The sequence below is a fragment of the Haloglomus salinum genome (genome assembly GCF_024298825.1).
Lineage (GTDB): Archaea > Halobacteriota > Halobacteria > Halobacteriales > Haloarculaceae > Haloglomus > Haloglomus salinum.
In genome coordinates, this window is sequence record NZ_CP101153.1 from 1,839,046 (window position 1) to 1,861,732 (window position 22,687).

Consider the following 22,687-nt stretch of genomic DNA (forward strand, 5'->3'; position numbering starts at 1 on the left):
TCCGCCTCAGAATATCTCGTCGACGTCGATGAACGCCCCGTCGCGTGCGCCGCGGACGGTGACGTTCTGGCCCAGCGTCACGTCCGCGTCGCCGCGCAGTTTGACCGTCTCCTCGCCGTCGTCGACCTTGACCGGGTCGCCCGTCTGGACGACCGTCCCCGTGAACTCGACCGTGCCCGCGTTGGCGGTCTCGGCGGCAGCGTCCCCGCCGGCTCCGCCCTCGCTGCCGGCGTCGGTGCTCGCGTCGCTCCCGCCATCGTCGGCGAAGGCACCCAGCCCGGTCTCCTCGTCCGCGCCAGCGTCGTCCGCTGTCGCGCCCTCGGCGTCCGAGTCGCTCTGTGTCGCCGAGAGCCCGCCCTCCAGGTGGGTGACGGTCGACTGCCAGCCGGCCGACGCCTCGAGGTCGTCCTGCCAGCCGTCCTGTATCTCGACCTCGGCGGCGAGCACCTCGTCGCCGGGCCCGATGTCGAGGTCGGCCTTGTCGCCCCAGAGCGCGACCCGGATATCGCCGCTCCCGTCCTGCAGGCGGACGTTCCGGACCTGTCCCTCGCTGCCGTCGTCGCGGTCGAAGGTCCGCTTCGGGTCCGCCGAGCGGACGACGCCGGCGATGTCGACCGTCTCCCCGATGTCGACCGCATCGATGTCCGTCGTCTCCGGGACGAACTCCACGTCGGCGTCGACGGCCTCGACCGCGCTCCGGTCGTTGACGTGGAGTTCGAGGTTGCCATCGCGCTCGCGGACGTAGCCATCGACGATTTCGACGGTGTCGCCCGGCTCGAACTCCTCGATGAGTTCGGTCTGCTCGTCCCAGAGCGTGACGCGCAGGCGGCCGGTCTCGTCGCCGATGACGAGGTTGCCGACGCGGCCCTCGCTGCCGTCGTCGCGGTCGAACGTGCGGACGGCCTCCGTGTCCAGCACCACGCCGTCGACGGTCACGTCGGACTGGCCCATCGCGAGCGAGTCGATGCTGACCCCGCCCTCGAGGTCGACGTCGAGTTCGGCCTCCTCGTCGACCTCGACGCGGTCGGCGCTCACCTCCAGGCCGCTGTAGCCGTCCTTCGGTCGGCCCTTGATGCGCAGGACCTGTCCCGGCTCCAGTTCCTCGGTCGCGGCGGCGGCGTCCTCGTCCCACATGGCGAGGCGGACGTGGCCGGTCTCGTCGGCGACCTCGACGTTGACGACCCGGCCCTCGGCGTCCTCCTCGTCGCGCTCGAACGTCCGCAGGTCACCGACGGAGACGACCTTTCCGAGGAACTGTACCTCCTCCATCCCCGGCTCGATATCCGCGATGCCCTCGACCTCGCTCTCGCCGAGGTCCTCGGCGATGAGCATGGCCGCGACCTCCTCGTCGACGAGCCCGCCCATCTCCTCGACCTTGGCCTCGACGGCCTCGCGGAACTCCTCCTCCTCGATGTCCGCGTCGATGTCCGCGTAGATGTCCTCGATGGCGCCCATCCTTGTCTCATCCGGGGTGGCGGTTCCGTTAAGCGTTGCCGTCCGGTCCGCGTCCGGTTGCCCCTCACTCTCGGCGTCGGGGCGCTCCTCGGCCGTCTCCGGTTCCATACGGCTGCTGCTGCGGCTTCCGGTATGAAGTTGGGGCCGGCGTGCCGGCGATCGGATGGCCCCCTACGGCCAGCTCGACTCCTGCCAGCTGCCGTCCTCGTAGGCGACGATGGTGTCGAACAGCGAGGTGAGGGTGGCGATGGTTCGGTCGTCGTGCTGGTCCGGGTCGAGGTGGTAGTGTGCGGTCGCGCCGGTCGCTTTCACGCGGTTGACGAGGACGTGGAGGAAGCGGAACGCACGCTTCAGCTCGACGTGCTCCAGCAGGACGGTCAGGGACTCGAAGATGAGGAGCGACCCGGTCCCCCAGTCGGTGAGACGTTCGCTGACGGTGATTCCGAGCCCCGTCAGGTCTGCCGGCTCCTCGACGATGCGCTCGATATCGGGGTAGCTCCCTGTCCCGTCCCGCTCGGTCTCCTCGACCAACACGGTCGTTTCCGGCGGGCCACCGTTCATCTCCCAGCCGTCCAGCCAGCGTGCGGGGTCGTCGGCGTAGGAGACGACCAGCAGGTTCGACAGGTCGGGTGCGACGAGTTCGTCGAGATACGAGACCCGGGCGTCGCTATCCAGCCGCCCGGAGAGGACCAGCACGTTCGCCGCGTCGGCGAGCTTGGGGTCGTCGCTGCTCGACTCCCCCGCACCGGCCGATTCCCCCGCCGACATCACATGAGCGATACCGACCCCGTCGGTATAAACACGGTGCTTATCGAGCCGCCATAAGGGGCCGGGTTCGGCCGGTTCTCGCTCCGCTGAGCGTTCAGACTGGCGAACTGCTCCGGGGCGTTCCAGCGGCGGTCGTGCCGTTCGACGCTCGAACGGCCGTTTCGAAACCCCTATACGAACGTCCGCGCTACCCGTGAGTGAGTCCGGTTAGGGTAGTGGACTATCCTCTTGGCTTGCGGAGCCAGGGACCAGCGTTCAAATCGCTGACCGGACGTAGACTTCTCCGAGCGTAACCCGGCGAGCGCCGGCCGTGGCTCTCGCCGTGCCGGGTCGTCCACGGGTATTTATGTCCGGTTGCGCTCCCGGCTCCCACGACCGTTTTCACCGTCCGCGCCGAACCACCGCCCGTGACCGACGACGCCGGCGGTGACCCGGCGGGCGCGCCCGATGCCGAGGCACACCTCCACGCCGGCGTCGCCGTGTTCAACGCCGGCGCGTACCTCGCTGCCCACGACCCCTGGGAGGCCGCGTGGCTCGGCCTCGACGAGGGGCCGGACGAGCGACTCCTCCACGGACTTATCCAGGTCGCTGCCGGAACGCACCACACCCGTACGGGGAACGTCGAGGGCGCGACGACGCTCGCGGCCAGCGCCCGCGACTATCTCGACGGACTCGACGGCCATCGTGGCGTCGCGCTCGCTCCCGTCCGCGAGTGGCTGGACGCGATAGCGGCCGACCCCGTCACGACCGGGGAGCGTGACCCGCCACGGATTCGGGTCGGCGGCGTCGCGCTCGCCCCCGGCGACCTCGAGTTCCCCGCGGCCGCCGTTGCCGGCCCCGAACTCGCCGCGGCCCGGGGGAACGACGAGGCCGCGGACCTGTTGCGGCGGGCGGCCGCGTTCGGCCACGCGGACCTCGCCGACGGGAAGACGGGCAGCCCGTTCGTGGCGCTCACGCTGGAGGTTCTCGACCCGGACCGCCCCGACGCCCCGCCGCTCGGCCGCCTGCGCGACCACGTCCAGCGCCGCGAACAGCGCGAGAACGATGTGGCCGGGCTGTTCGAGACGGACGGGGAGTAGCAACCCACCGAACTAGTCGGAAATTACACGCCTTTATTGGGATATACTCGATATATATATAGATAATGATGTTCTCCTGGCCCTTCAGGTAGATTCCTTCCGCTTCTCGATGTCGAGCGTCTCGCCGTCGACGGTGGCGACCAGCATCGCCGCGATGGTCGCGGGGTCCGCGGCGGTGCAGGTGCCGGGGTTGTAGCAGGTGTAGCCCTCGTGCTCCCACTCGGCCTGCTGGTGGGTGTGCCCCGAGACGCCGACCGTGAGCCGGTCGTCGTCGGCGTGCTCGGCGACGATACCGCCGACGCGCTCCTCGTAGCCCGCGATGTCGCCGGTGCCGTGGGTGACGACGAACCGGACCCCCTCGACGTCCAGCGTGGCGACCTCGGGCACATCGAGGTCCGGCGGGTCGATGTTGCCGAGGACCGCGGTGAGGTCGGGCGTCACCTCCTGCACCCGGTCGTACGAGTCGTACGTGTCGAAGTCGCCGGCGTGGATGGCGAGGTCGGCCGCATCGAGTTCGTCGAGGACCCAGGCGGGAATCTCGCTCGCGCGGGACGGGATGTGGGTGTCGCTGATGATGGCGACGCGGGTGGACATGGTCGGATGGGACTGTCGGCGTGAGCCGTGAAAAGTGTGCGTCCGTCGGATGGGTGGTCAGGGAGGCTGGGTCGCGATAGGGTGGTCGTGCGTGGTTACAGATTGGTTCCGGTGAGCGTTGAGACGCCAGCACCGACCGGACCCTGTTGAAAGCCCCCGCGGGCTGAGGGTCCCGCGGCTCGCTGCGGTCCTCGGGCGCCGGAGGCGCCCTGCGGTCCTTACTTCGCCGGGGCACCGCTCAGCCCGCGGCCCCTTTCAGTCCCGCCCGGGTCGGCGTTCCAGGGTCGTTTCGCACCGTGCTGGCTCGGTGCGTCGCTCCGTGGAACGAACAGCATCGGGTGGGAATGGAAGGGGCTGGCCGCTCGACCCATCCCGGGCGACGCAAGCACCGCAGCGACCGCAGGGAGCGAGGAGCGCAGCGAGCCCCGGATGGTCGAGCGGGCAGGGGCTTCCAATACGGTTCAATTCGTGGTCGTCATCACTGAACCTCCCTGTAACTACACTCCTGGTACCTGTTCGCCAGAGGGGGTGCCCAACACTCGCTCCGTATTCGAACCGGGTAGCGGGCCAAACGCTCAAGCCGTCCGCCCACCCGTCCCTGGATGATGCCGATTCTGGACGAGCTCTCGGGGTTCGAGTTCGAGGACGTGATGGAGGACGTCTTCCGGAACCTCGGCTACGAGAACGTCCGGCAGGCCGCCAAGACCGCCGACGAGGGACGGGACATCGTCATGGAGGAGGTCGTCGACGGGACCCGCCGGAGTATCGTCGTCGAGTGCAAGCACACCGGCTCGGTCGGGCGGCCGGTCGTCCAGAAGCTCCACTCGGCCATCGCCACCCACGACTTCGACGGCCCGAAGCGCGGGATGGTCGTCACGACGGGCCGGTTCAGCGGCCCGGCCGAGGAGTACGCCGAGCGACTCGACGCGAACGACGACCCGTACCCCATCGAACTCGTCGACGGCCGCGACCTCCGCGAGCTGGCCGAGGAGGTCGGACTGGACCTGTACAACGGCCGTATCGAGGTGCTCTGTGACGAGACGCTCCGGCCGCGCGACCCGACCGGGACGGTCGACTCGCCGCTGTTCGAGGTCGTCCGCGACGTGGAGAACCTCTCGGTGGCGGACCTGCCACCGGCCGACCGGCGGGCGCACTTCCAGCCGGTCGTCGTCGTGTCCGCTCGCGTCCAGGCCACGTTCGAGACCTCCGTCGGCGTCGTCCACCGCGTCGACGAGGCCGACGCGATTGCCCTCCACGCCGGGCGGGGCGGCCCGACCCCCTGCTCGTCGGCGGTCGCACAGCTCGTCGCCAGCAACCTCTCGCAGGCGGTCGACCTGGACGAGGACGCGTTCGCGGAGACGTTCGACGACCTCGTCGTCGACCGGTTCGGCCAGACCCAGACCGAGTACAAGGACTGGGCTGTCGACCGGTTCCGGCGCCGGCACACGACGACGGTCCGGTACACCGGCGACAACAACGTCACGTACACGAAGGAGTGCGAGCCCAGACAGTCCGATATCTCGGTCCAGTCGGTCACGCCCATCTACCTCCCGCAGGTCCGGTTCGGCGTGACGCTCGGCGAGTACACGCACGGCTACGAGGCCTACGTCGCCGGCCCCTCGCGGGTGACCGTCGAGGACGCGGTCCGGCGTTGCGTCCACTGCGAGACGGATGCGAGTGACGAGACGTACACGTACTGCGCGAACTGCGGCAGCATCAACTGCGAGCGCCACACGAAGACCGAGCGGCTGGAGGGGACCCCGGTCTGTACCGGCTGTTCGGTGACGGAGCAGTTCGCGTTCGCGACGAAGCACTTCTACGACGAGGCGAATCTCGAGACGTTCCGCGAGGAGTACGAGGCGATGGCGGTCCACGAGAAGGCGATGGAGAACCCGCCGCTGGTCGGTGGGGGCGCGGTCACGGCCGTCGTACTGGCCCTCACGCTGCTGGTGGTGACGGGGGTCATCTGACGCCGGGCGCGGTCGTCACCCGTTCCGGTTCCGACTGCCCCCCGTTTCCGGTCGAACGGTTATGCTCCCCCCGCCCGACACACCGGGTATGACCGACGAGGGCGCGGACGAGACGGGCGTCGTCACCGTCTTCCTGCGGAACAACTCCGACGTGCTCCTGTTCCGGCGGAGCGAGGCGGTCGGTTCCTATAGCGGGCAGTGGGGGGCGGTCGCGGGGCACGCCGAGGGCGACCCCGAGGCGCTGGCGCGCGAGGAGCTTCGCGAGGAGACGGGCCTCGACCCCGACGACTGCGCGTTCGTCCGGCGTGGCCCCTCGTTTCCCGTCGAGGACCCCGACCACGGCACCTGGCGCGTCAACCCGTTCCTGTTCGACTGCCCGACGCGCGAGGTGACGACGAACCGTGAGACGACCGAGCACGCGTGGGTCCAGCCGCCCGCGATACTGGACCGGGAGACGGTCCCGCGGCTGTGGGAGTCCTACCGGCGGGTCGCGCCCACGGTGGCGACCGTGCGCGAGGACCACGAGCACGGCTCCGAGTACGTCTCCCGGCGTGCAGTGGAGGTCCTCCGTGACGCTGCGGCGGCGCTGGACGCGGGCGTCGACGCGCCGGTCGACCTCCCCGACGCGGGGGGCGACTGGTCGCGGCTCGCGTCGCTCGCCGACGAGTTGCTGGCGGCCCGCCAGAGCATGGCCGTCGTCGCGAACCGTGTGAACCGGGCGATGTGGCTGGCCGCCGGCGAGCACGATGTCGACGAGGCGTCGAGCGGCGACCCGGTCCGGTCGGCCGGGGCCGTGCAGACGGCGGCCGAGCACGTCCTCGCGAATCTCGACCCCGCCGGGCGCCGCCTCGTCGGTGAGGGCCGGCGGGCCAACTGGGGCGACGGCGTCGTGGCGACGCTCTCCCGGTCGGGGACCGTCCGGGAACTGCTGGGTCGGGTGGCCGCCAGGGTCGTCATCGCGGAGTCGCGCCCCGGCGGCGAGGGCCGGGCGGTCGCGCGTGACCTCGCGGACGCGCTCGTCGCGCCCGTCACGCTGTGTGCCGACACGGGCGTGGCGCACGCGCTCGACGCACGCGACGTGGATGCGGTGCTGGTCGGCGCGGACACGGTCCTGGCGGACGGGTCGGTCGTCAACAAGGTCGGCACGCGCACGCTGGCGAGCGCCGCTGCCGCGCAGGACGTGCCCGTCTACGTCGCGGCCCACACGGACAAGGTGGCGCCGCCCGGCCACGAGGCCGCCCTCGAACCCCGCGACCCGGCCGAGTTGCTGGACGGGGCCGACGCGTCCAGCGCGCCCGGTGCTCTCGATGTCGAGCACCCGACGTTCGACGTGACGCCGCCCACGCTGGTCGACGCCTACCTCACCGAGGAGGGGCTTCTCACCGCGGACAGCGTCCCGACGGTGGCCGAGCGGGCCGCGGAGTGCGCAGACTGGCCGCGGCCCTCGGCGTAGTCAGTCACCCGCCGGCGGCGCGCCCTCCTCGTCGCCCGTGTACGGCTCCTCGATGTCCGCGTCACCCCCGAGCGCGGTGCCCATCGAGCGCGTCAGCAGGTCGAACGGGACGACCAGCGGCAGGAGTGCCAGCTCGACCAGCCGGATGGGTCGCGCCACGACTGGCGCGTACCGCTCGGCGTTGCCCAGGCCGAACGACTTCGGGACGATTTCACCGAAGACGAGCACCACCGACCCCGCCACCAGCGTCGTGGCGGCCACAGCGACCCCGCCGGAGACGTACTGGGCCAGCAGGACGGTCACGATGCTCGACAGCGCGACGTTGACGAGGTTGTTGCCGACGAGCAGTGTCACGAGCAGGCGGTGGGGGTTCTCGCGGAGGGTCGCCAGCGCGCGGGCGTCGCCGTCGCCCGTTTCGGCCTGCGTATCGACCCACTCCGACGACAGCGAGAAGACAGCGATCTCGCTGCTGGAGAAGAACGCGCTCAGCCCGAGGAGGACGACGATACTCGCGACACCGAGGGCGACGAGGGGGACGGCCATACGTGGCGGTCACCCGCCGGACAGAAGAACCGCCTGCCGACGGGCGTCCCGTGTCCGCGGGTCAATCCCTAAGTCACCGCCGGCCGCAGTCCCGGTATGGACATCGACCTGGACGACATCGCGGGCGAGGGCGGCAACAAACTCAAGACCAGTCTCCCGGGCGTCGAGGTGACGACGCAGTTGAGCGACGCCGATGCCGAGGAACTCGAGGCGCTCCACCGGCGGCAGCTCGAACTGGCCCTGGAGCACGCAGAGGAGGCGAAGGAAGCGACCCGGATGTAGGTCGGCACCGCTCGCCGGCGACGAACGGCGCCGCCCCACGTCCAGGGGAACGAAACGGACGGCGACCGCCACTTTACTATCGAAGGTGAAGGGGCATCTGAACGAAATAATCGAAAGGGGAAACCGATTGAACGAGGGGACCGTATCACTACACAATGAGCCAGCACCGAAGCCAGATAGACATCCAGGGGATGAGCTGTGCGAACTGCTCGCAGAGCATCGCCGACGCCGTCGAGGGGCTCGACGGGGTATCCGAGGCGAACATCAACTACGCTACCGACGAGGGGAGCGTCGCGTACGACCCGGAGACGGTCTCGCTGGGTCGTATCTTCGCGGCCATCGAGGACGCCGGGTACACGCCGGTCACCGAGTCCGCGAGCATCGCCATCACGGACATGTCGTGTGCGAACTGCTCGGAGACGGTCCAGGAGTCCCTCGAGCGGACGCCGGGCGTCGTCAGCGCCGACGTGAACTTCGCGACCGACGAGGCACAGGTCACGTACAACCCGGCGGAGGCGAGCCTCGCGGACTGCTACGCCGCCATCGAGGACGCCGGCTACTCGCCCGTCCGTGAGGACGATAGCGACGGCGGCGAGGAATCCAGCGCGGACCGTCGCGACGCCGCTCGGAACGCGGAGATACGCAAGCAACTCCGGCTGACGCTGTTCGGTGCGGCGCTGGCGGCACCGATGCTGTTCTTCCTCGTCGAGAAGCTCCTGCTCGGCGGGACGGTCCTCCCCGACCGGATCTTCGGCATCGAGTTCGGCTGGGTCGAGTTCCTGCTCGCGACCCCCGTCCAGCTCGTGCTCGGCTGGCCGTTCTACCGGAACTCGTACAACGCGCTCGTGAAGAACCGGAGGGCGAACATGGACGTCCTCATCGCGCTGGGGTCGTCCACGGCGTACCTCTACTCGGTCGTGGTCCTCCTCGACCTCCTCGCGAGCGAGGGGCTGTACTTCGATACGGCCGCGCTCATCCTCGTGTTCATCACGCTCGGGAACTACCTCGAGGCCCGCTCGAAGGGGCAGGCGGGCGCGGCGCTCCGGTCGCTGCTGGAGATGGAGGCCGACACCGCGACACTGGTCGAGGCGGACGGCACCGAGCGCGAGGTCTCCGTCGAGGAGGTCGCGGTCGGCGACCGGATGAAGGTCCGCCCGGGCGAGCAGATTCCCACCGACGGCGTGGTCGTCGACGGACAGAGCGCCGTCGACGAGTCGATGGTCACCGGCGAGTCCGTCCCCGTCGAGAAGAGCGAGGGCGACGAGGTCGTCGGCTCCACCATCAACGAGAACGGCGTCCTCGTCGTCGAGGCGACGAAGGTCGGGAAGGACACGGCGCTCCAGCAGATCGTCCAGACCGTCAAGGAGGCCCAGTCCCGCCAGCCCGAGATACAGAACCTCGCCGACCGCATCTCGGCGTACTTCGTCCCGGCGGTCATCCTCAACGCCGTGCTGTGGGCGGCCGTCTGGTTCCTGTTCCCCGAGACGCTCGCGGGCTTCGTCCGCGCGCTCCCGCTGTGGGGGCTGGTCGGCGGCGGCCCGGCGGCGCTGTCGGTCTTCGAGTTCGCGGTCGTCGTCTTCGCCAGCGCCGTCCTCATCGCCTGTCCCTGTGCGCTGGGGCTGGCGACGCCCGCCGCCACGATGGTCGGGACCACCATCGGCGCGCAGCACGGCGTCCTGTTCAAGGGCGGTGACATCCTCGAGCGCGCGAAGGACGTCGACACCGTCGTCTTCGACAAGACGGGCACGCTGACGAAGGGCGAGATGCGCCTCACGGACGTGGTCGCGGTCGGGCCCGAGGACCGGGCGGCGGCCGACGGCGGCGAGCCCGCTGCCGACGGTGGGCAGACGGTCGCCCGCGACCGCGTCGACGAGGACGAGGTGCTCCGGCTCGCGGCCAGCGCCGAGCGCGACAGCGAGCACCCCCTCGCCCGCGCCATCGTCGAGGGGGCCGAGGAGCGCGGCCTCGAACTCGGTGACGCCGAGGCCTTCGAGAACGTGCCCGGGCAGGGTGTCCGGGCGACGGTCGACGGCGACGAGGTGCTGGTCGGGAACCGCAAGCTCCTGCAGGACGCCGGTATCGACCCCGCGCCCGCTGCGGAGACGATGGAGCGCCTCGAGAGCGAGGGCAAGACCGCGATGCTCGTTGCCCGACGACCCGCCGGCAGCGATGCCGGCGAACTGCTCGGGGTCGTCGCCGACGCCGACACGGTCAAGGAGAGCGCGAAGGACGCCGTCGCCCAGCTGCAGGACCGCGGCACCGACGTGATGATGATAACCGGCGACAACGAGCGGACCGCCCGCGCGGTCGCCGAGCAGGTCGGCATCGACCCCGCGAACGTCCGCGCCGGGGTGCTCCCCGAAGACAAGGCCGACGCGGTCGAGGCCATCCAGGAAGAGGACCGCAAGGCGATGATGGTCGGCGACGGCGTCAACGACGCCCCGGCGCTGGCCGTGGCGCACGTCGGCTGTGCCATCGGCAGCGGGACGGACGTGGCTATCGAGGCCGCCGACGTGACGCTGATGCGCGACGACCCACTCGACGTCGTGAAGGCTATCCGCATCAGCGAGGGGACGCTCGCGAAGATCAAGCAGAACCTGTTCTGGGCGCTGGGCTACAACACGGCGATGATTCCGCTGGCGTCGCTCGGCCTGCTCCAGCCCGTCCTCGCCGCCGGCGCGATGGCGTTCTCGTCGGTCTCGGTCCTGGCGAACAGCCTGCTGTTCCGGGAGTACACGCCGGACGAGGACTACGAACTGCTCGGCCGACTCCGGTGATGGTGCCTCCGTAGCCGGAGTGGGTGCGATTTTTCACCTTCGGTGCAGTAGCGGTGGTGGCGGCGATGATGACGGTTACCCCCACCGTCTCCTGATTTCTACTAGTGGCTTCGCGACTAATCGGCCTCGCAGACACAGACGCCTCCCTCGCGAATCTGGGCCACGACGTACTCGTGGACGCTCTCGGCGAGGGCTCGCATCGCCGTCGCCTGCTCCTCGGTCGGGCGGCGTCCGCCGTAGTAGCTATCCGTCCGATTCGTATCGTACAGCCGTCGGAGTCCCTCGGTCGTCTCCCTCGATAGCAGACCCAGGTCGGTCGCCCGGTCGTAACAGCGCGTGTGGTCGTGGAAGTCGTCCAGTTCGTCACCACCCTCCGCGAGCGCGAACGCCTCGACAGACCGTTCGGTCGCGCCGAAGCAGAGCTCCGTCGTCGCGGTGTACAACCCCGCTCCAGAGAGCCGCTCAACCGCAGTCAGCAGTCGACAGGCCTTGGTGAGTTGCGTCTTCCAGTCCGCGTCCGCATCGATACGTTCCTCGCGGGTTGGGATACCGTGCCCCTCCTCGTTGAACGCGTCGGTAGCCGCTGCGAGCGCGTCCACAATCGCTCCGGGGTCGGACGAATCACTCATCCAGATCACCGTGGAGGATCATCCCCTGGACCGTCTCGAACTTCTCGGTGCTGTGGAGGACGAGTCCATCGCTCAGTATCTCGCGGAGTTCGTCCGTGTATCCGGGAACCGCGGGAAGCGACTCGACATCGATCTCGTACTCGTACCGGCCGGTGTCGAACTCCCGCGCTTCGAGTGTCTGGCGGACATCGTTCGCGACCCGTTGTGCTGCCAGCCGGTCTTCCTCGACCAGCACCCACAGGTCGATGTCGCTCCGCCGGTCGGCTTCGCCCCGCGCGACGCTCCCGTAGAGGACTATTCCGACGAGGGCTTCCAGTTCGGTCCGTAGCTCGTCGACTGCCTCCCGTACCGGCGGCTGGAACTCCGCCTGCGGGATGTCCAGTATCGGATCATCCGGGCGGGACAGACGTTCGCGATTGATCCGGACCAATCGGGTGTTCCCCTCGCGTCGGTCCACGACGAGGTCGTTGGAGGCCAAGAGGTCGACTGCCTTCGAGACGCTGGTCCGGGAGTACTCCACGGCCGTCGCCAGGTCGGTAATGGAGAACTCGTCCGTGTGCTGTCGTGATAAAAAGTATAGAACCGCGTGTGCGGTCTCGCTTCCGAATATACGGGTATCCTGTGCGGGGATGTCGAGGGAGATTCGGGTCCTCCCACCGGACTGTGTGTTCGAGTTCGTTACCATAGATAGGCTTCGTGCCTCTATCCACTTATAGTTCATATGCATAACGGGAAGCCTTTATGAGTACTTGTGCCATCTCGGACTACGAGAGCGGTTCGAAGGTACGGCCCGGGCGGGGTTCACGGATGTCCCCGTAGCACACGGGTCGCTCGAGGAGATCCGGTCGGTCGACGATCGCGAGGTTCAGGAATGATGAGGTGTCGGCGACGACTCCGTCACTGGGCGTACTCGATGTCCTCGGCGAGTTCTGTCTCGTCGTAGTGCTGTGGGACCTCGCGCTCGCCGAGGAGCTCTTGGAACTCCTGTGCCGACAGCCCGGCCAGGGCCCGCGCCTTCCCGAGCGAGAGTACGTCCTGCGCGTACAGCGACACTGCCAGCTCCCGCTTCAGAACCGCGGAGCGCTCCCCATCGGGGAGCTGGATCGCCTCGTACACCTCGTCGTCGATCTCGATGGTCGCCACAGTCGATGTGGGACGACACCGTTATTGAGTATTTGGCCGGTGAACGCCGACGGGAAGCGGTTTCACGACGGCGGTCCCAGGCCCGGGCGTATGCGCCGCCGACAGGTACTCGCCACCGCGGCCGCCTTCCTCCCGGTCGCTGGGTGTACTCTCCCCGCAGGCAGCGACGACACGACCGACGAGACGCCCACGTCGATGCCGAGCGCGACGGCCACCCCGTCTGCCACTGCCTCGCCCTCCCCGACCCCACCACCGAACGGGCAGGTCCTTACAGCGTTGACCGTCGCTAACGACGCCCGCGAGCGGACGTTCGACGTGCCCGTAGCCGTCCGCCGCGACGGGGAGGTGGTCTACGAGCGGACGGCGACGCTCGCACCGGGCGAGGAGACCAGCCTTCCGTGTGGCTGGCCACAGATCCCTGACCGCTACGTCGTCGAGACGACCACGGCCAGCGGTGCGACCTCGGTCACGCAGATCGGCGACGACGAGGACGAGACGAGCGTGGGCGCCCGCGTCGAGGGGCGCATCCAGAGCGAGCGCAGCGTCGGCTTCCTCACCTACGACAGCGACCGGCGCCGGTGCCAGACCCCGACACCGGAGTGACTCTCGTATGCTCCGGGAATCACGTCTGTCCCCGGGACACTCCCAGCACCTTTGGGGACCCCTGTCGGGTAGTCTATCCCTGTGAGAGGTTCGCGAATACGCCCCCAGCTGTGAGGCCCGCTGGGAGCCCGTAGCTGGCTACGCTCGTCCGCCCGGATTGGACACCACCTATTTGCTCCGCGGCGTGGTCACATGGGGTATGGAGGACCCGGACCCGGGCGGTGACGAGGCGTTCGATACGTGGCGGGCGCTTCAGAAGGCCACGGACACGCCCCGGGCGGACCTCCTATCTGACATCGCGGGCCACCCCGAAGGCGCACCCAGCGTCGAGGAACTGGCCTACCTGAACCCCGACAAGAGCGAGGATGCGATCCGCCGGCACCTCCGACGACTTGTCGATACCCAGGTGGTTCGGGTGCTAGAGGTTGCGCCCGGCAACCGGCGCCGCGATTTCCCCAGCAAGTTCTACACCATCACCGACGAGGCGCAGGCCCTGTTCAACCAGAACGGCCTGTTTCCGCGGGAAGCGTGGCAGCGCCAGTATACGGCGGTCGAGAAGACGGCCCGGATTCGGGATGTCGAACAGATGCCTCGGCCCAGAGCAGACTGACCCTTTCAGTCCGGACGAGACGCGACGAGGTACCGCCCGCCGCTCCACGAGACGAATCAAGCCAGCCCAAACTCGTTTATATATGGGTTTAGTATAATTTGACACAATCGAGACGGAATGGCCCCCGACGACGAGCGACGGCCCTCGGAAGAGCTGACAGTACAAATAGTTGCGCTGGGCATAGAGTTATGACGCCCTGACAGCTCACCTCCACGTAAAGATGGCCGAGACGCCCCCCACCTTGGAGGCGTGGAAGGCCGAAACCACCGCCATCGACCGGGTTCAGTCGGTCGCCACAACGGTCTCCGAGCCCCAGCCGGCCTCCTACATCGCTGAGGAAGCTCTTGTCGCCGAGAATACCGCCCGGGACCACCTGCAACGGCTGGTCGACTGGAACATCTTGGTCGAGCGCGACCGCGACGGCACCACCGTCTACGCGCCCGACCCGCTCCACGCCCGGGTCCAGACCATCCGCGATTTGCTGGCTGAGTACGACCGTAACGGTCTCATCGACCTGAAGGCCGACGTGCAGGAGCGCATTGAATCGCTCCGCGCCGAGTACGGCGCCGACGGCCCCGACGCACTCCGCGGACAGGCAGCCACCACGGACACGGCGGCCGAAACCCGCGACCGACTGAAAGCCGCGAGTGACTGGGGGCTGTTGCGCTGGCGGCTGGACGCCATCGAGGCGGCCATCGAGAACTACGACACCTACACGTAGGGGGCCGCGCCCGCGCCGTAGCGATGGTGAGGATGACCTGACCGTGGTGCAGCAGCATATCTCCGGGGTAACCGGCAGGTACTCCGGCGCCACTCGCCTGTCGAACACTACGCGAGCAGTTTGAAGATGCGGTTCAGGTACAGTCCCCTGATGTCCTCGTAATAGGCGGTGAGATACTCGTCGATGATATCGCTTGACCCGGAGTCTCCGAGTTTGTCGCCACGCATGTACTGGACGAGTTCGCGTGGAGCATCCTCCTTTACCTTCCAGTAGTTGGTGAAGAAGTATCGCCCGTAGTGGGAGGTGATGTCGCGATATCGGTCGTCCTCGTTGTGCTCGGCGAACGCTTCCTTCCAGCACTGCCTGACCATATCGCCGTTGGTCAGTTGACCGAAGGTGCGCTCGCTCAGGATAAGATAGGGAACGTCGACGGTCGGTCTGGTTGCGAGGTACTGGAGCAGTACACGTTTGGCCTCGTCGTCGATAGGAAGAACCCGTGGGCGGTGTGACTTGTTCCCGTCACGGGTGTACCGCGAAGGGACGTACAGTGCCCGGTCGTAATCGCGAATCGGGTCAGCAGTTCCCAATTCAGGGTACCACTCATCGAGCCCGGATTGAGAGAGAGCAATATCGTCCAGCTTGATGTTCCGGAGTTCTCCGACTCGGAGGCCGAACTTCAGTTGCAGCACGAGGAACAGCCGTTCACGGATATTGGTACACTGGCGAACGACCTCACGCACGTCTTCGATATCGAGTGGCGGATGCTTCATCTGATCAGATTGTTCGTCCAGATCGACCTCTCGCAGTGCGAGCCGAAAGGGGTTGTAGTCCGTTGGCTGCGGGAAGGCATGATGCTCTTGCCACCACTCGTACGCGCGCGTCAGGTTGCGAACCTTCTGGAGAATCGTTGAGGATTGATTCCCGCGCGCAGCCTCAAGGTGCTGCATGAAATCTTTGACGTGAGCATCGTTGGGACAGGCGAAGTGCCGGCCAGTCTCATCCATGAACGCGCGCCACTGATCAAAGGACTGACGGTAGTTCTTCAGCGTTGAATCACTCGCATTGTTCGGCCGCTGGACTCTGTCGAGGTAGGTTGTGAGTGGGTCCGTATCGAGCTGTCTGAACTGCGCGTTGTACTGTGCGAGCGGGTCGGTGTCTCGGTCGAACGCGGCCGCGACTTCTGCGAGATCGTCTGTCTCGGACATGATTACTGTTTGTCGATGGCGTGCATCCACAGCCGGTGGCACAGGTCGTCGTTCACGGCGGCAATCAGAAATGGGGAGTATCGATGTGGGTACTCGGCGTGGTGGAACATCCAGCGATAGAAGCGTTCGATTGAACTCCAGTACTTGGCCGCGCTCGATACGCCCAGGTTGCGCTCCTCGGAAAGATGCGCGGCATATCCCTCAGCGTCTGATGGGGAGCAGAGCGCCGGATGTGTCCTTCTTGATCGAGCGAACGCTTTCCACCGTTCCTCTGCCCGCTCGAGATACTGATAGTGCTTGGACTTCGTCGATTCGAGCAATCCGGTAGCATCGACGAAGTCTTCCCAGGCGTCGGTCTCCTCAAGTTCGTTTTGATAGACGTGCAGTCGGAGATGTTCGGGCACGTCGGATATTGAGGTATAGAGTCCAGCCCGAACCGCTGGGTCAGTGGGAATCCAGCGTCCTCCCTCACTCATCTGGAGCTCCCTCGGCGAGGCGGTACTCTCCGTCCTTGACGACGATCTTATCGCCATCCATCTCGTCTATCGCATGCGCGACTCGCGTGGGGGCGTCGTTGATGATGCGCTGTACGATGACTCCGAAGGGTACTGTCTGCTCCTCTTCCAGCACATCGAGGATGGCCCCTCGCTCCCCGCGGTAGAGTCGTTTTTCGAGGTATTCGATTCGCCGGCGAGCGTCGTCCAGCTCGCGCTTCAGGTCGTTTCGCTGTGTTCTGAGTTCGATAGTGTCGTCATCTTGGCTGACCGAGAGGTCGATTTGCTTCCGGCCTACTTCGACCATCGCAAGGATGAACCGACTGATACTCATTTCCAGCTCGTCGGCGTGATTAGCCCACTCCTCATAGGTTTCCGTCTGCGGGTAGGCTGTTGCCGTCTGCCGATTATCCGAAATATCGGGCATAGTCACCTCGCACCGTTTGAGGCATTCTGTCGTAATCAATAGCCCATTGCAGAGTCTCCAGCGGGTCGCTTCTAATCATCCGTCGTTGCTTGATTTATCAAGAGTTTCCCCTCGGAGCTGATTCGGTATGAGATGTCACTACTATTCGCGGGGTCAACACCCAGATTCTCTAGATCTTCCGGGTCGAGGTAGATACACGCACCAACTGGAGAATCAGCCGTAGAGCGAATCTTTGCGTTTCGTACTCTCGTCATTTCACTTACTCATCTTACAACTACCTAACACTCTGTGGGCGTAGATTTATTGACAAAATAGATATTTTATACATTCGAAAAGTGAATTCTCATTTAATACCAGATATATTTGGAGAATAGATTTTATCGGAACGAATTTGTGCACATTTCCTGGAAACTGCTCTTCAATACGTCTGGAAATAACTGACAATTATGGCACTCATGCCACGCGGTGATGCGAGCCGATCGATCGGACCAGATAGCCAACCAGGTCAGCCGCTGCACAAATCGCTTAAAACACTGGGGATATTTAATGCCTTAGACCGTAACCTCGACAAGTTTGGGAGATTAGTTGCACAGAGGACAAATATTCTGATTAGGCGGTTAATCAAGAACCGTGCTCTAACTGATGGTGGAGTGGACTCAATTGACGACCCCGATCATCCAATTCGAGTCTTAGGACTTGCACGAGTGAGCAAGGCACACCAGGCAACAGAGGGAGATAGCTTGGTGACACAGGTTGAGGATATCCAGGCGCTCGCTGAGGAGAAGGGATATCATCTAGAAAAAATCTTCATCGAGGAAGGTGTGTCTGGGCAGACTCTCGATCGGGAAGCCATCAAGAAAATAAGACATTATGCAAAAGAGTACGATATAAAATATCTAATCGTCTACGGAATAAGCCGCATCGGGCGAAACTCTCTGGAAGCAATTCAGTTTGTGATCGATCTCAAACTCAACTATGGTGTCCATGTTTTGACGCCCGAGCTTGAGGTTGATCCTTCAAAAAGCTGGAATATGTTACAGTACGTTTTTGAAGCCTGTTCTGCGGAGAATTCTACTCAGTATCGGAGTAATGCGTCCCAACGTAGCAAGAACAAAAATTGGAAGGATGGAAATTGGTCGACTGCAAAACGCGGTGTGCCACCTGGATATAAATATGTCAAAGAAAACGACTGGTTGGAGATTGATAAAGATACTGCTGCAGCAGTGGAGAGAGCGTTCAAGTTGTTTGTCCGGATCTGTGAGGTGCGGGGCCCGTATAAACAAGTATGGCGGGAGTATGGGGATGAACTCGGTATAAGCGCGAGCGATATTCGGGACATGCTGACAGACCCAATATATGTTGGAATGCCTACATACGGCGGATCCGAAAATCGTGCTGGGGCCGAGATTTCTGAGGAGAAGCGACGGGAAGTGGCGATGATGAGTGACCCGGTGAAGGAAGTGTGGAAAGGTATCACACATCCAGACCCTGACCTGAGGATTATCGACGACGACCTCTATGAGGAAGTTCAAAAAGCGGTGGAGAAGGTCTATGACCGGAACTCCAGATCAGATGATGTCACACAGATGAAACGGGATTTGGTTGATGAGTGGGGTCTACCTGCGGTCTATCATTCTGCCGATAATCTTGAATTCCACTGCGGCCGCTGCGGAGATCCGACAGTGAAAGATGGGGTATATCAAACAAGTGATGGGTATACCCACCGCTGGAAGTGCGTCAATGCCGACTGTGGAAAAGTTGAGGGATGGCCCAAGGAGGAGCACCGGTTCCGGATGGAGAATCATGAATACCGGTGATCAAACAAAAAACGATCGGGAGCCGATGGGGGGAGTATCAACAAATACTGATGATAGACTTCCGCTACTGCGCCTAGAGGTGAGAGGTAGAAGTTCCAACCGTGCTCTTCAGTTCAGGCTTCGGCGGAAGCTGAGGGAGCTGCTGCGTTTTGCGATGATGGACTGGGTTGACCAGTTCCATATTATCGTCTTGCCGGAAACCAACCTCCTAGAACCGATGATTGTCCTCTATCCTGTGAAGGAGGACGAAGCTAATAGGCTTTGCAGCGTGCGCACCGTCGTCACAGAGCAGCCAAAGATGGGTGCAGAATCACAAATGAATCTGGTAATACCTCATTCAATTGTCAGAAAGATTTTCGACAGGAGCCGGCGTGTGGAGGAAGATGTTGACTCGTATACTGGCAAGAATCATCTGCTCTTCTCTCCGATCATCTCATACATTGCCCCAGACGGAGGACTTGCGTCAGGAGTTATTGCCCTGTGGCCGCTGGGGTATGAAGACGATATCTCCGCCGAATATCCCTATCTAAAGAGATCGAGTTCGTCGAGTCAGTCAACGCTGAGTCAATATTCTCCCTAATCAGCCGCGGCGTCGGCCTTCCGGGGCCCAACTGAGTGGCCTTCGGTAGCCTGTTGACCAGAAGACCACTCACGATATTGATTTAGCATACGGTTGACTCGCTGCTTCTTGCGCTTGGGTTCTATTGGCTCTCTTAGCGCACCTCTCTGGAATCGAGTTCGAATTTTTTCAGCCAGTTCGAAGATTTCTTTCTCAATAATCGCACACTCTGGCTGGTTCTGTACTTCACCTTCGACCATCCGTTCTCCGAGGTATATCCTGTCACGGAGTATCCGGCTTATCTTTGCGGGGTTCCACTTGCTGTTCCGTGCCAAATCTCGAGAATTTAGATTCAGATTCTCGATGACAGCCGGCATCGACCGTACCGCGATGTACATGCTGAATATTTGCTTTACGAGGGCTGCTTCTTCCTTGTCAATTACCAGATACCCATCTTTATCGACTGAGTAACCAAACGGAGGGTTTCGATTTGGCCACTTGCCCTCCAGCGCTCGAGCGATTTGTCCCATCTTTGCACGCTGCCGAATCATCTCTCGCTCAAATTCAGCAGCGTTGGCCAAATTTCGAAAATTGAACTGCCCCGCTGGAGTAGTCGTATCAATCTGCTCGGTCAGGCTATGGAGCGCGACACCCCACTTCCGGAAGTCCGCCTCCAGCGTCACCGCGTGCATAATGCTACGAGAGAACCGATCCAGCTTCCAGAAGACGAGGACATCGAATGCCCCCTGCCGAGCGAGCGAGAGCATCTGCTGGAACATCGGCCGGTCAGTATTCTTTCCGCTCGTTTCGCCGTCCTGAAACACGTATGCCACCTCCCAGTCGAGGAGCCCACAACGCTCTACGCACAACCTCACCTGCTCTTCGAGAGAGTAGCCGAATCGCTGACCCCGAGAAGACGTTCTCGCGTAGATTGCGGCTCGCCAGGTCGAGTCCTCTGTTTTGCTTCCCCCCGGCTCGGGCTCGATTCCAAGCGAGAGGATAGATGACTCATCCATTGGAATCCTCCACCTTCGCCCGAGATCTGTCGAGGTGTGACCCTTCCATAGCGACCCTGCAATCCTTCACACGCACCCGGATTGTCTCGCCGGTAACTCCTGCCGCGTCGGCCACCTCCCGCTGGGTGAGCTGGCCGTCTCCAGCGAGATAGAGTGCGGCGGCAGCAAGTCCTCCGGGATGGCAGCCTCCGCTTTGCTCTCCGGGAATCTGTTCGAGAATCGAACGTGCAGTTCTCCTGACCGTCTCGTCTAAATCAAGTGACGACGCGAGCGAATGCACGTACGCGGCTGGCGAATTCGGTATGCTAGACCTTTCCAGCTCTCTTTGTACGAACCGCATCAACCGACCGAGTCGTGTAGACTCCATATCCGCAGCCTGTGCGATACGTTCGTTCGGCAGGGGCTGTTCCAGTTCACGACTGGCAATCCCGATAATCGCAGCTACGACTTCTCGTCCCGAGCGTCGCGCCGTGATGGACTCCACTGCAGCGTCTGCGTATAGTTCGGCAGCCCGGACACGGACCTCGGTGGGGAGGTCAAGCTGATCTGCAAACTCCTCTATGAAATCGAATGCGTCTCGCACCTCGGCTTCAGTGCTGGTTCTGACCCTGCTGAACTCCAGCCACGTCCGTTCTTCTGGCTCTTTCGCTGACCCGAAATCAATCGAACCGATTTCATCTGCGAGGGCTGCAACACCGCCGCAGGAACTGCACACACGACCGACGTGATCGAGTTCCTCAAGTGACCCCTGGGAACCACAGATGCCACACTCGCTACTGCCTCCCACTGCGTGAGTCATCACCCGACAGGTCGGCCCAGAGTAGGTTACTCAATGGCCCATTGTTTCCACTCGACTACGCTTCAGAGCGGCCTCCAACCCCCCGTCACTTAGCCCTCACTGGTCCCCCCGAACTCCCCCAATTGGAGGACGTAGCGCACGGGAAGCGGAAGCGTGGGGCGCGGCGCATTCCGGTGGCGTCTGATGGACTCGGATTTCCGGGCTCGTTGCTGAATTGCTCGCAACATCGGTACGCTGGCGAGGTAGCCCAGCTCTCCGAGAATAATCACTCCATACGTCGTTGGGCCGTAGAACCGACGTGGGGAGCCGGGGTTCCACTTATCGGAATCATACGTGTACTCGGCTATGATGCCGTGTTCAACCAGCCTCTGGAGATGATATCCGACTACAGGCAGGGGATTACCGGGCAGGAAGTGGGCTATCTCGGACTTGCTCGCCAGGGCGGCAGGGTGTCCGAGGATAGTCTGGATTATCAGGTAGCGATGCTCCTGAGAGAGAAATCTGGCAATCTGAAACAAATACTGCACAGGGCCCAGTGTCGTGCCCTTCCGTGGAACTCCCGATCCATCACGCGGGGTCACGACTCTGGCTCGACCATGGGAACAGCCTGTTTCTCGGGGGAGGGGCCGGTGAGCTCGGCTGGAATCTCCCTGTGTCTGCAATCAGGGCAGCTGGGGAGCTGGTCTACGTCCCCATCCCAGTCGACGGCCCGCATGGTGTGCGAGGACCCACAGACCGAGCATCGCCAGTCGTAGCTCCCGTATTCCGATGCTAGCTCCGGAAACTCGTGTGCGAGCGTGGGGGTGAGCTTCGCCGTCGGATGAGCCGCCAGATACGTCCTGATTTGCTCTCGCGGATAGTCCGCCACGAGTGGGAGCAACCCGGTTGGACCAGCGTCGGCATGCGGACCATCCCCCTTCCCGCAACGGCGTCGATATGGGCAGTACTGACACTCCCATTCGTATTCTGGCACGGCAGGTGGGAGCTCTTTCGACTGCCGGAACGCTGTATTCTGTTCGGCCCACGGTAGCACCCGATCCTCCCAGAACGCGAGGTCGAAATCGACGTGGAACGTTCTGACCTCGAAGTCCTCACGGCTCGCGTAGAGAACCACTGCTTCGCGGAGCTTGCAGTCGTACTTCTCCGATAGCCCGTACAGGTAACAGTGGACCTGAGCAAGGTGTTGCTCCTTCGGCTCTTGCAGGTGTGTGACGGAGGACGTGGTCTTGATTTCGGTCAGGAGTAGCGGGGTGCTGTCTTCGTCAACCACAACTGGGTCGGTTTCGCCTCGGATTCGGAGGTCGTCCCCCTCGCGCCGAATCGTGAAGTCGACCCACATCGAGTTCCGCACGTACTCGTCTGTCCCGGTCTGGTCCCTGAGAAACGGAACGGCGATGTCCGTCTCGAACTTCGACCCGAACCAGAAGATTCCCTGCGGTGCGGCCGTCTCCTTGGGGGCATTGAATGTATCGTAGAAGCTCCGTCGATGACACCGGAGGAGGCGGCTGGGTGAGTGGCGACCGGACTCTGGAATCCGTGGCGGCCCGTTGAAGTAGGGTTTACCGTTCTCGATGTTCTGTCGCTGCTGTCGATTCTGATACCATCTGGAGAACTCTCGACCAGTGACTCTGGCCGATCGAGGAGACCCGTTTTCGGCTGTCGTTTGCGGTTTCTGAGACGCTGGAGGCACGTCTGTGATTTCCGCCACGGCCACTTGCTCAATGGGCCGTTGAGCTTCGGATA

At 63.9% G+C, this 22,687-nt stretch carries 23 protein-coding genes and 1 tRNA gene; 11 read left to right on the forward strand and 13 right to left on the reverse strand.

Annotation, left to right across the window (positions count from 1 at the left end; translation table 11 throughout):
* Positions 1-6: 6 nt before the first annotated feature.
* Both NL115_RS08880 and NL115_RS08885 read right to left on the reverse strand, forming a co-directional pair.
* Complete coding sequence (locus NL115_RS08880) at positions 7-1,455, reverse strand: single-stranded DNA binding protein (protein ID WP_254833079.1); 1,449 nt, start codon at positions 1,453-1,455, stop codon at positions 7-9.
* A 171-nt stretch (positions 1,456-1,626) separates the two neighbouring features.
* Positions 1,627-2,223, reverse strand: coding sequence for a DUF7504 family protein (locus NL115_RS08885; protein WP_254832825.1), 597 nt, complete (start codon positions 2,221-2,223; stop codon positions 1,627-1,629).
* Positions 2,224-2,424: 201 nt separating this feature from the next.
* Between NL115_RS08885 and NL115_RS08890 the strand changes: the two genes are divergently transcribed.
* Both NL115_RS08890 and NL115_RS08895 read left to right on the forward strand, forming a co-directional pair.
* A tRNA-Arg gene (locus NL115_RS08890) sits at positions 2,425-2,497 on the forward strand.
* Between the two features lie 133 nt (positions 2,498-2,630).
* The gene (locus NL115_RS08895) at positions 2,631-3,302 is read left to right on the forward strand and encodes a DUF309 domain-containing protein (protein ID WP_254832826.1); all 672 of its coding nucleotides are present in this window, start codon (positions 2,631-2,633) and stop codon (positions 3,300-3,302) included.
* A gap of 84 nt (positions 3,303-3,386) precedes the next feature.
* Here NL115_RS08895 and NL115_RS08900 read toward each other — a convergent pair whose 3' ends face one another.
* Positions 3,387-3,896, reverse strand: coding sequence for a metallophosphoesterase family protein (locus tag NL115_RS08900; protein WP_254832827.1), 510 nt, complete (start codon positions 3,894-3,896; stop codon positions 3,387-3,389).
* A 605-nt stretch (positions 3,897-4,501) separates the two neighbouring features.
* On the opposite strand from NL115_RS08900, the gene NL115_RS08905 reads away from it, so the two are divergent.
* Both NL115_RS08905 and NL115_RS08910 read left to right on the forward strand, forming a co-directional pair.
* A complete protein-coding gene (locus NL115_RS08905) occupies positions 4,502-5,866 on the forward strand; it encodes a restriction endonuclease (protein WP_254832828.1) in 1,365 nt (454 codons plus the stop codon).
* A gap of 88 nt (positions 5,867-5,954) precedes the next feature.
* Positions 5,955-7,319, forward strand: coding sequence for an eIF2B alpha/beta/delta subunit family protein (locus NL115_RS08910; protein ID WP_254832829.1), 1,365 nt, complete (start codon positions 5,955-5,957; stop codon positions 7,317-7,319).
* On the opposite strand, the gene NL115_RS08915 is transcribed toward NL115_RS08910, so the two are convergent.
* A complete protein-coding gene (locus NL115_RS08915) occupies positions 7,320-7,862 on the reverse strand; it encodes a CNNM domain-containing protein (protein WP_254832830.1) in 543 nt (180 codons plus the stop codon).
* Between the two features lie 96 nt (positions 7,863-7,958).
* On the opposite strand from NL115_RS08915, the gene NL115_RS08920 reads away from it, so the two are divergent.
* Together NL115_RS08920 and NL115_RS08925 are read left to right on the forward strand one after the other, a co-directional pair.
* The gene (locus tag NL115_RS08920) at positions 7,959-8,144 is read left to right on the forward strand and encodes a hypothetical protein (RefSeq protein ID WP_254832831.1); all 186 of its coding nucleotides are present in this window, start codon (positions 7,959-7,961) and stop codon (positions 8,142-8,144) included.
* A gap of 155 nt (positions 8,145-8,299) precedes the next feature.
* On the forward strand, positions 8,300-10,921 hold the full coding sequence (locus NL115_RS08925) for a heavy metal translocating P-type ATPase (RefSeq protein ID WP_254832832.1): 2,622 nt from the start codon (positions 8,300-8,302) through the stop codon (positions 10,919-10,921).
* Between the two features lie 116 nt (positions 10,922-11,037).
* Here the strand turns inward: NL115_RS08925 and NL115_RS08930 are convergent, their stop codons facing one another.
* The 3 genes from NL115_RS08930 to NL115_RS08940 all read right to left on the reverse strand — a co-directional run bounded on the left by NL115_RS08930 (position 11,038) and on the right by NL115_RS08940 (position 12,693).
* Positions 11,038-11,550 carry a DUF8154 family protein gene (locus NL115_RS08930; protein ID WP_254832833.1) on the reverse strand — a complete coding sequence of 171 codons (513 nt, stop codon included), beginning with the start codon at positions 11,548-11,550 and terminating at the stop codon, positions 11,038-11,040.
* Positions 11,543-12,235: a nucleotidyltransferase domain-containing protein gene (locus tag NL115_RS08935; protein WP_254832834.1), complete on the reverse strand. Its 693-nt coding sequence runs from the start codon at positions 12,233-12,235 to the stop codon at positions 11,543-11,545. The genes NL115_RS08930 and NL115_RS08935 overlap by 8 nt, the downstream gene beginning before the upstream one ends.
* Before the next feature lie 212 nt (positions 12,236-12,447).
* Positions 12,448-12,693: a UPF0175 family protein gene (locus tag NL115_RS08940; RefSeq protein ID WP_254832835.1), complete on the reverse strand. Its 246-nt coding sequence runs from the start codon at positions 12,691-12,693 to the stop codon at positions 12,448-12,450.
* 90 nt (positions 12,694-12,783) lie between these two features.
* Here NL115_RS08940 and NL115_RS08945 point away from each other — a divergent pair, with 90 nt between their 5' ends.
* The 3 genes from NL115_RS08945 to NL115_RS08955 all read left to right on the forward strand — a co-directional run bounded on the left by NL115_RS08945 (position 12,784) and on the right by NL115_RS08955 (position 14,627).
* On the forward strand, positions 12,784-13,296 hold the full coding sequence (locus NL115_RS08945) for an Ig-like domain-containing protein (protein WP_254832836.1): 513 nt from the start codon (positions 12,784-12,786) through the stop codon (positions 13,294-13,296).
* A 199-nt stretch (positions 13,297-13,495) separates the two neighbouring features.
* The gene (locus tag NL115_RS08950) at positions 13,496-13,906 is read left to right on the forward strand and encodes an ArsR family transcriptional regulator (protein WP_254832837.1); all 411 of its coding nucleotides are present in this window, start codon (positions 13,496-13,498) and stop codon (positions 13,904-13,906) included.
* A 220-nt stretch (positions 13,907-14,126) separates the two neighbouring features.
* Entirely contained in the window at positions 14,127-14,627 is a 501-nt protein-coding gene (locus tag NL115_RS08955) for a DUF7342 family protein (protein WP_254832838.1), read from the forward strand.
* 107 nt (positions 14,628-14,734) lie between these two features.
* Here NL115_RS08955 and NL115_RS08960 read toward each other — a convergent pair whose 3' ends face one another.
* From NL115_RS08960 to NL115_RS08970, 3 genes are read right to left on the reverse strand one after another with little or no spacing between them, the layout of a single operon-like run.
* Positions 14,735-15,832, reverse strand: coding sequence for a tyrosine-type recombinase/integrase (locus NL115_RS08960; RefSeq protein WP_254832839.1), 1,098 nt, complete (start codon positions 15,830-15,832; stop codon positions 14,735-14,737).
* Positions 15,833-15,834: 2 nt separating this feature from the next.
* Entirely contained in the window at positions 15,835-16,308 is a 474-nt protein-coding gene (locus NL115_RS08965; protein WP_254832840.1) for a hypothetical protein, read from the reverse strand.
* Positions 16,301-16,753 carry a hypothetical protein gene (locus NL115_RS08970; protein ID WP_254832841.1) on the reverse strand — a complete coding sequence of 151 codons (453 nt, stop codon included), beginning with the start codon at positions 16,751-16,753 and terminating at the stop codon, positions 16,301-16,303. The genes NL115_RS08965 and NL115_RS08970 overlap by 8 nt, the downstream gene beginning before the upstream one ends.
* 455 nt (positions 16,754-17,208) lie before the next feature.
* Here NL115_RS08970 and NL115_RS08975 point away from each other — a divergent pair, with 455 nt between their 5' ends.
* Both NL115_RS08975 and NL115_RS08980 read left to right on the forward strand, forming a co-directional pair.
* The gene (locus NL115_RS08975) at positions 17,209-18,570 is read left to right on the forward strand and encodes a recombinase family protein (protein WP_286668364.1); all 1,362 of its coding nucleotides are present in this window, start codon (positions 17,209-17,211) and stop codon (positions 18,568-18,570) included.
* Positions 18,557-19,150 (forward strand): hypothetical protein, encoded by a 594-nt coding sequence (locus tag NL115_RS08980; RefSeq protein ID WP_254832843.1) that lies wholly within the window; start codon positions 18,557-18,559, stop codon positions 19,148-19,150. The genes NL115_RS08975 and NL115_RS08980 overlap by 14 nt, the downstream gene beginning before the upstream one ends.
* Here the strand turns inward: NL115_RS08980 and NL115_RS08985 are convergent.
* The 3 genes from NL115_RS08985 to NL115_RS08995 all read right to left on the reverse strand — a co-directional run bounded on the left by NL115_RS08985 (position 19,147) and on the right by NL115_RS08995 (position 22,658).
* Positions 19,147-20,145: a recombinase family protein gene (locus NL115_RS08985; RefSeq protein ID WP_254832844.1), complete on the reverse strand. Its 999-nt coding sequence runs from the start codon at positions 20,143-20,145 to the stop codon at positions 19,147-19,149. The two genes, NL115_RS08980 and NL115_RS08985, sit on opposite strands and share 4 nt — an antisense overlap.
* Positions 20,138-20,944 (reverse strand): transcription initiation factor IIB family protein, encoded by an 807-nt coding sequence (locus NL115_RS08990; RefSeq protein WP_254832845.1) that lies wholly within the window; start codon positions 20,942-20,944, stop codon positions 20,138-20,140. The genes NL115_RS08985 and NL115_RS08990 overlap by 8 nt, the downstream gene beginning before the upstream one ends.
* Before the next feature lie 577 nt (positions 20,945-21,521).
* Entirely contained in the window at positions 21,522-22,658 is a 1,137-nt protein-coding gene (locus NL115_RS08995; protein ID WP_254832846.1) for a CRISPR-associated protein Cas4, read from the reverse strand.
* Positions 22,659-22,687: the final 29 nt, after the last annotated feature.

What these genes read in the sequence shown, in the direction of transcription:
- NL115_RS08920 (WP_254832831.1), top strand. Translation starts at nt 7,959, where the DNA reads ATGGACATCGACCTGGACGACATCGCGGGCGAGGGCGGCAACAAACTC.
- NL115_RS08915 (WP_254832830.1), bottom strand. Translation starts at nt 7,862, where the DNA reads ATGGCCGTCCCCCTCGTCGCCCTCGGTGTCGCGAGTATCGTCGTCCTC.
- NL115_RS08980 (WP_254832843.1), top strand. Translation starts at nt 18,557, where the DNA reads ATGAATACCGGTGATCAAACAAAAAACGATCGGGAGCCGATGGGGGGA.
- NL115_RS08950 (WP_254832837.1), top strand. Translation starts at nt 13,496, where the DNA reads ATGGAGGACCCGGACCCGGGCGGTGACGAGGCGTTCGATACGTGGCGG.
- NL115_RS08935 (WP_254832834.1), bottom strand. Translation starts at nt 12,235, where the DNA reads ATGGTAACGAACTCGAACACACAGTCCGGTGGGAGGACCCGAATCTCC.
- NL115_RS08975 (WP_286668364.1), top strand. Translation starts at nt 17,209, where the DNA reads ATGCCACGCGGTGATGCGAGCCGATCGATCGGACCAGATAGCCAACCA.
- NL115_RS08885 (WP_254832825.1), bottom strand. Translation starts at nt 2,223, where the DNA reads ATGTCGGCGGGGGAATCGGCCGGTGCGGGGGAGTCGAGCAGCGACGAC.
- NL115_RS08955 (WP_254832838.1), top strand. Translation starts at nt 14,127, where the DNA reads ATGGCCGAGACGCCCCCCACCTTGGAGGCGTGGAAGGCCGAAACCACC.
- NL115_RS08965 (WP_254832840.1), bottom strand. Translation starts at nt 16,308, where the DNA reads ATGAGTGAGGGAGGACGCTGGATTCCCACTGACCCAGCGGTTCGGGCT.
- NL115_RS08970 (WP_254832841.1), bottom strand. Translation starts at nt 16,753, where the DNA reads ATGCCCGATATTTCGGATAATCGGCAGACGGCAACAGCCTACCCGCAG.
- NL115_RS08880 (WP_254833079.1), bottom strand. Translation starts at nt 1,455, where the DNA reads ATGGGCGCCATCGAGGACATCTACGCGGACATCGACGCGGACATCGAG.
- NL115_RS08930 (WP_254832833.1), bottom strand. Translation starts at nt 11,550, where the DNA reads ATGAGTGATTCGTCCGACCCCGGAGCGATTGTGGACGCGCTCGCAGCG.
- NL115_RS08985 (WP_254832844.1), bottom strand. Translation starts at nt 20,145, where the DNA reads ATGGATGAGTCATCTATCCTCTCGCTTGGAATCGAGCCCGAGCCGGGG.
- NL115_RS08925 (WP_254832832.1), top strand. Translation starts at nt 8,300, where the DNA reads ATGAGCCAGCACCGAAGCCAGATAGACATCCAGGGGATGAGCTGTGCG.
- NL115_RS08945 (WP_254832836.1), top strand. Translation starts at nt 12,784, where the DNA reads ATGCGCCGCCGACAGGTACTCGCCACCGCGGCCGCCTTCCTCCCGGTC.
- NL115_RS08910 (WP_254832829.1), top strand. Translation starts at nt 5,955, where the DNA reads ATGACCGACGAGGGCGCGGACGAGACGGGCGTCGTCACCGTCTTCCTG.
- NL115_RS08900 (WP_254832827.1), bottom strand. Translation starts at nt 3,896, where the DNA reads ATGTCCACCCGCGTCGCCATCATCAGCGACACCCACATCCCGTCCCGC.
- NL115_RS08960 (WP_254832839.1), bottom strand. Translation starts at nt 15,832, where the DNA reads ATGTCCGAGACAGACGATCTCGCAGAAGTCGCGGCCGCGTTCGACCGA.
- NL115_RS08990 (WP_254832845.1), bottom strand. Translation starts at nt 20,944, where the DNA reads ATGACTCACGCAGTGGGAGGCAGTAGCGAGTGTGGCATCTGTGGTTCC.
- NL115_RS08905 (WP_254832828.1), top strand. Translation starts at nt 4,502, where the DNA reads ATGCCGATTCTGGACGAGCTCTCGGGGTTCGAGTTCGAGGACGTGATG.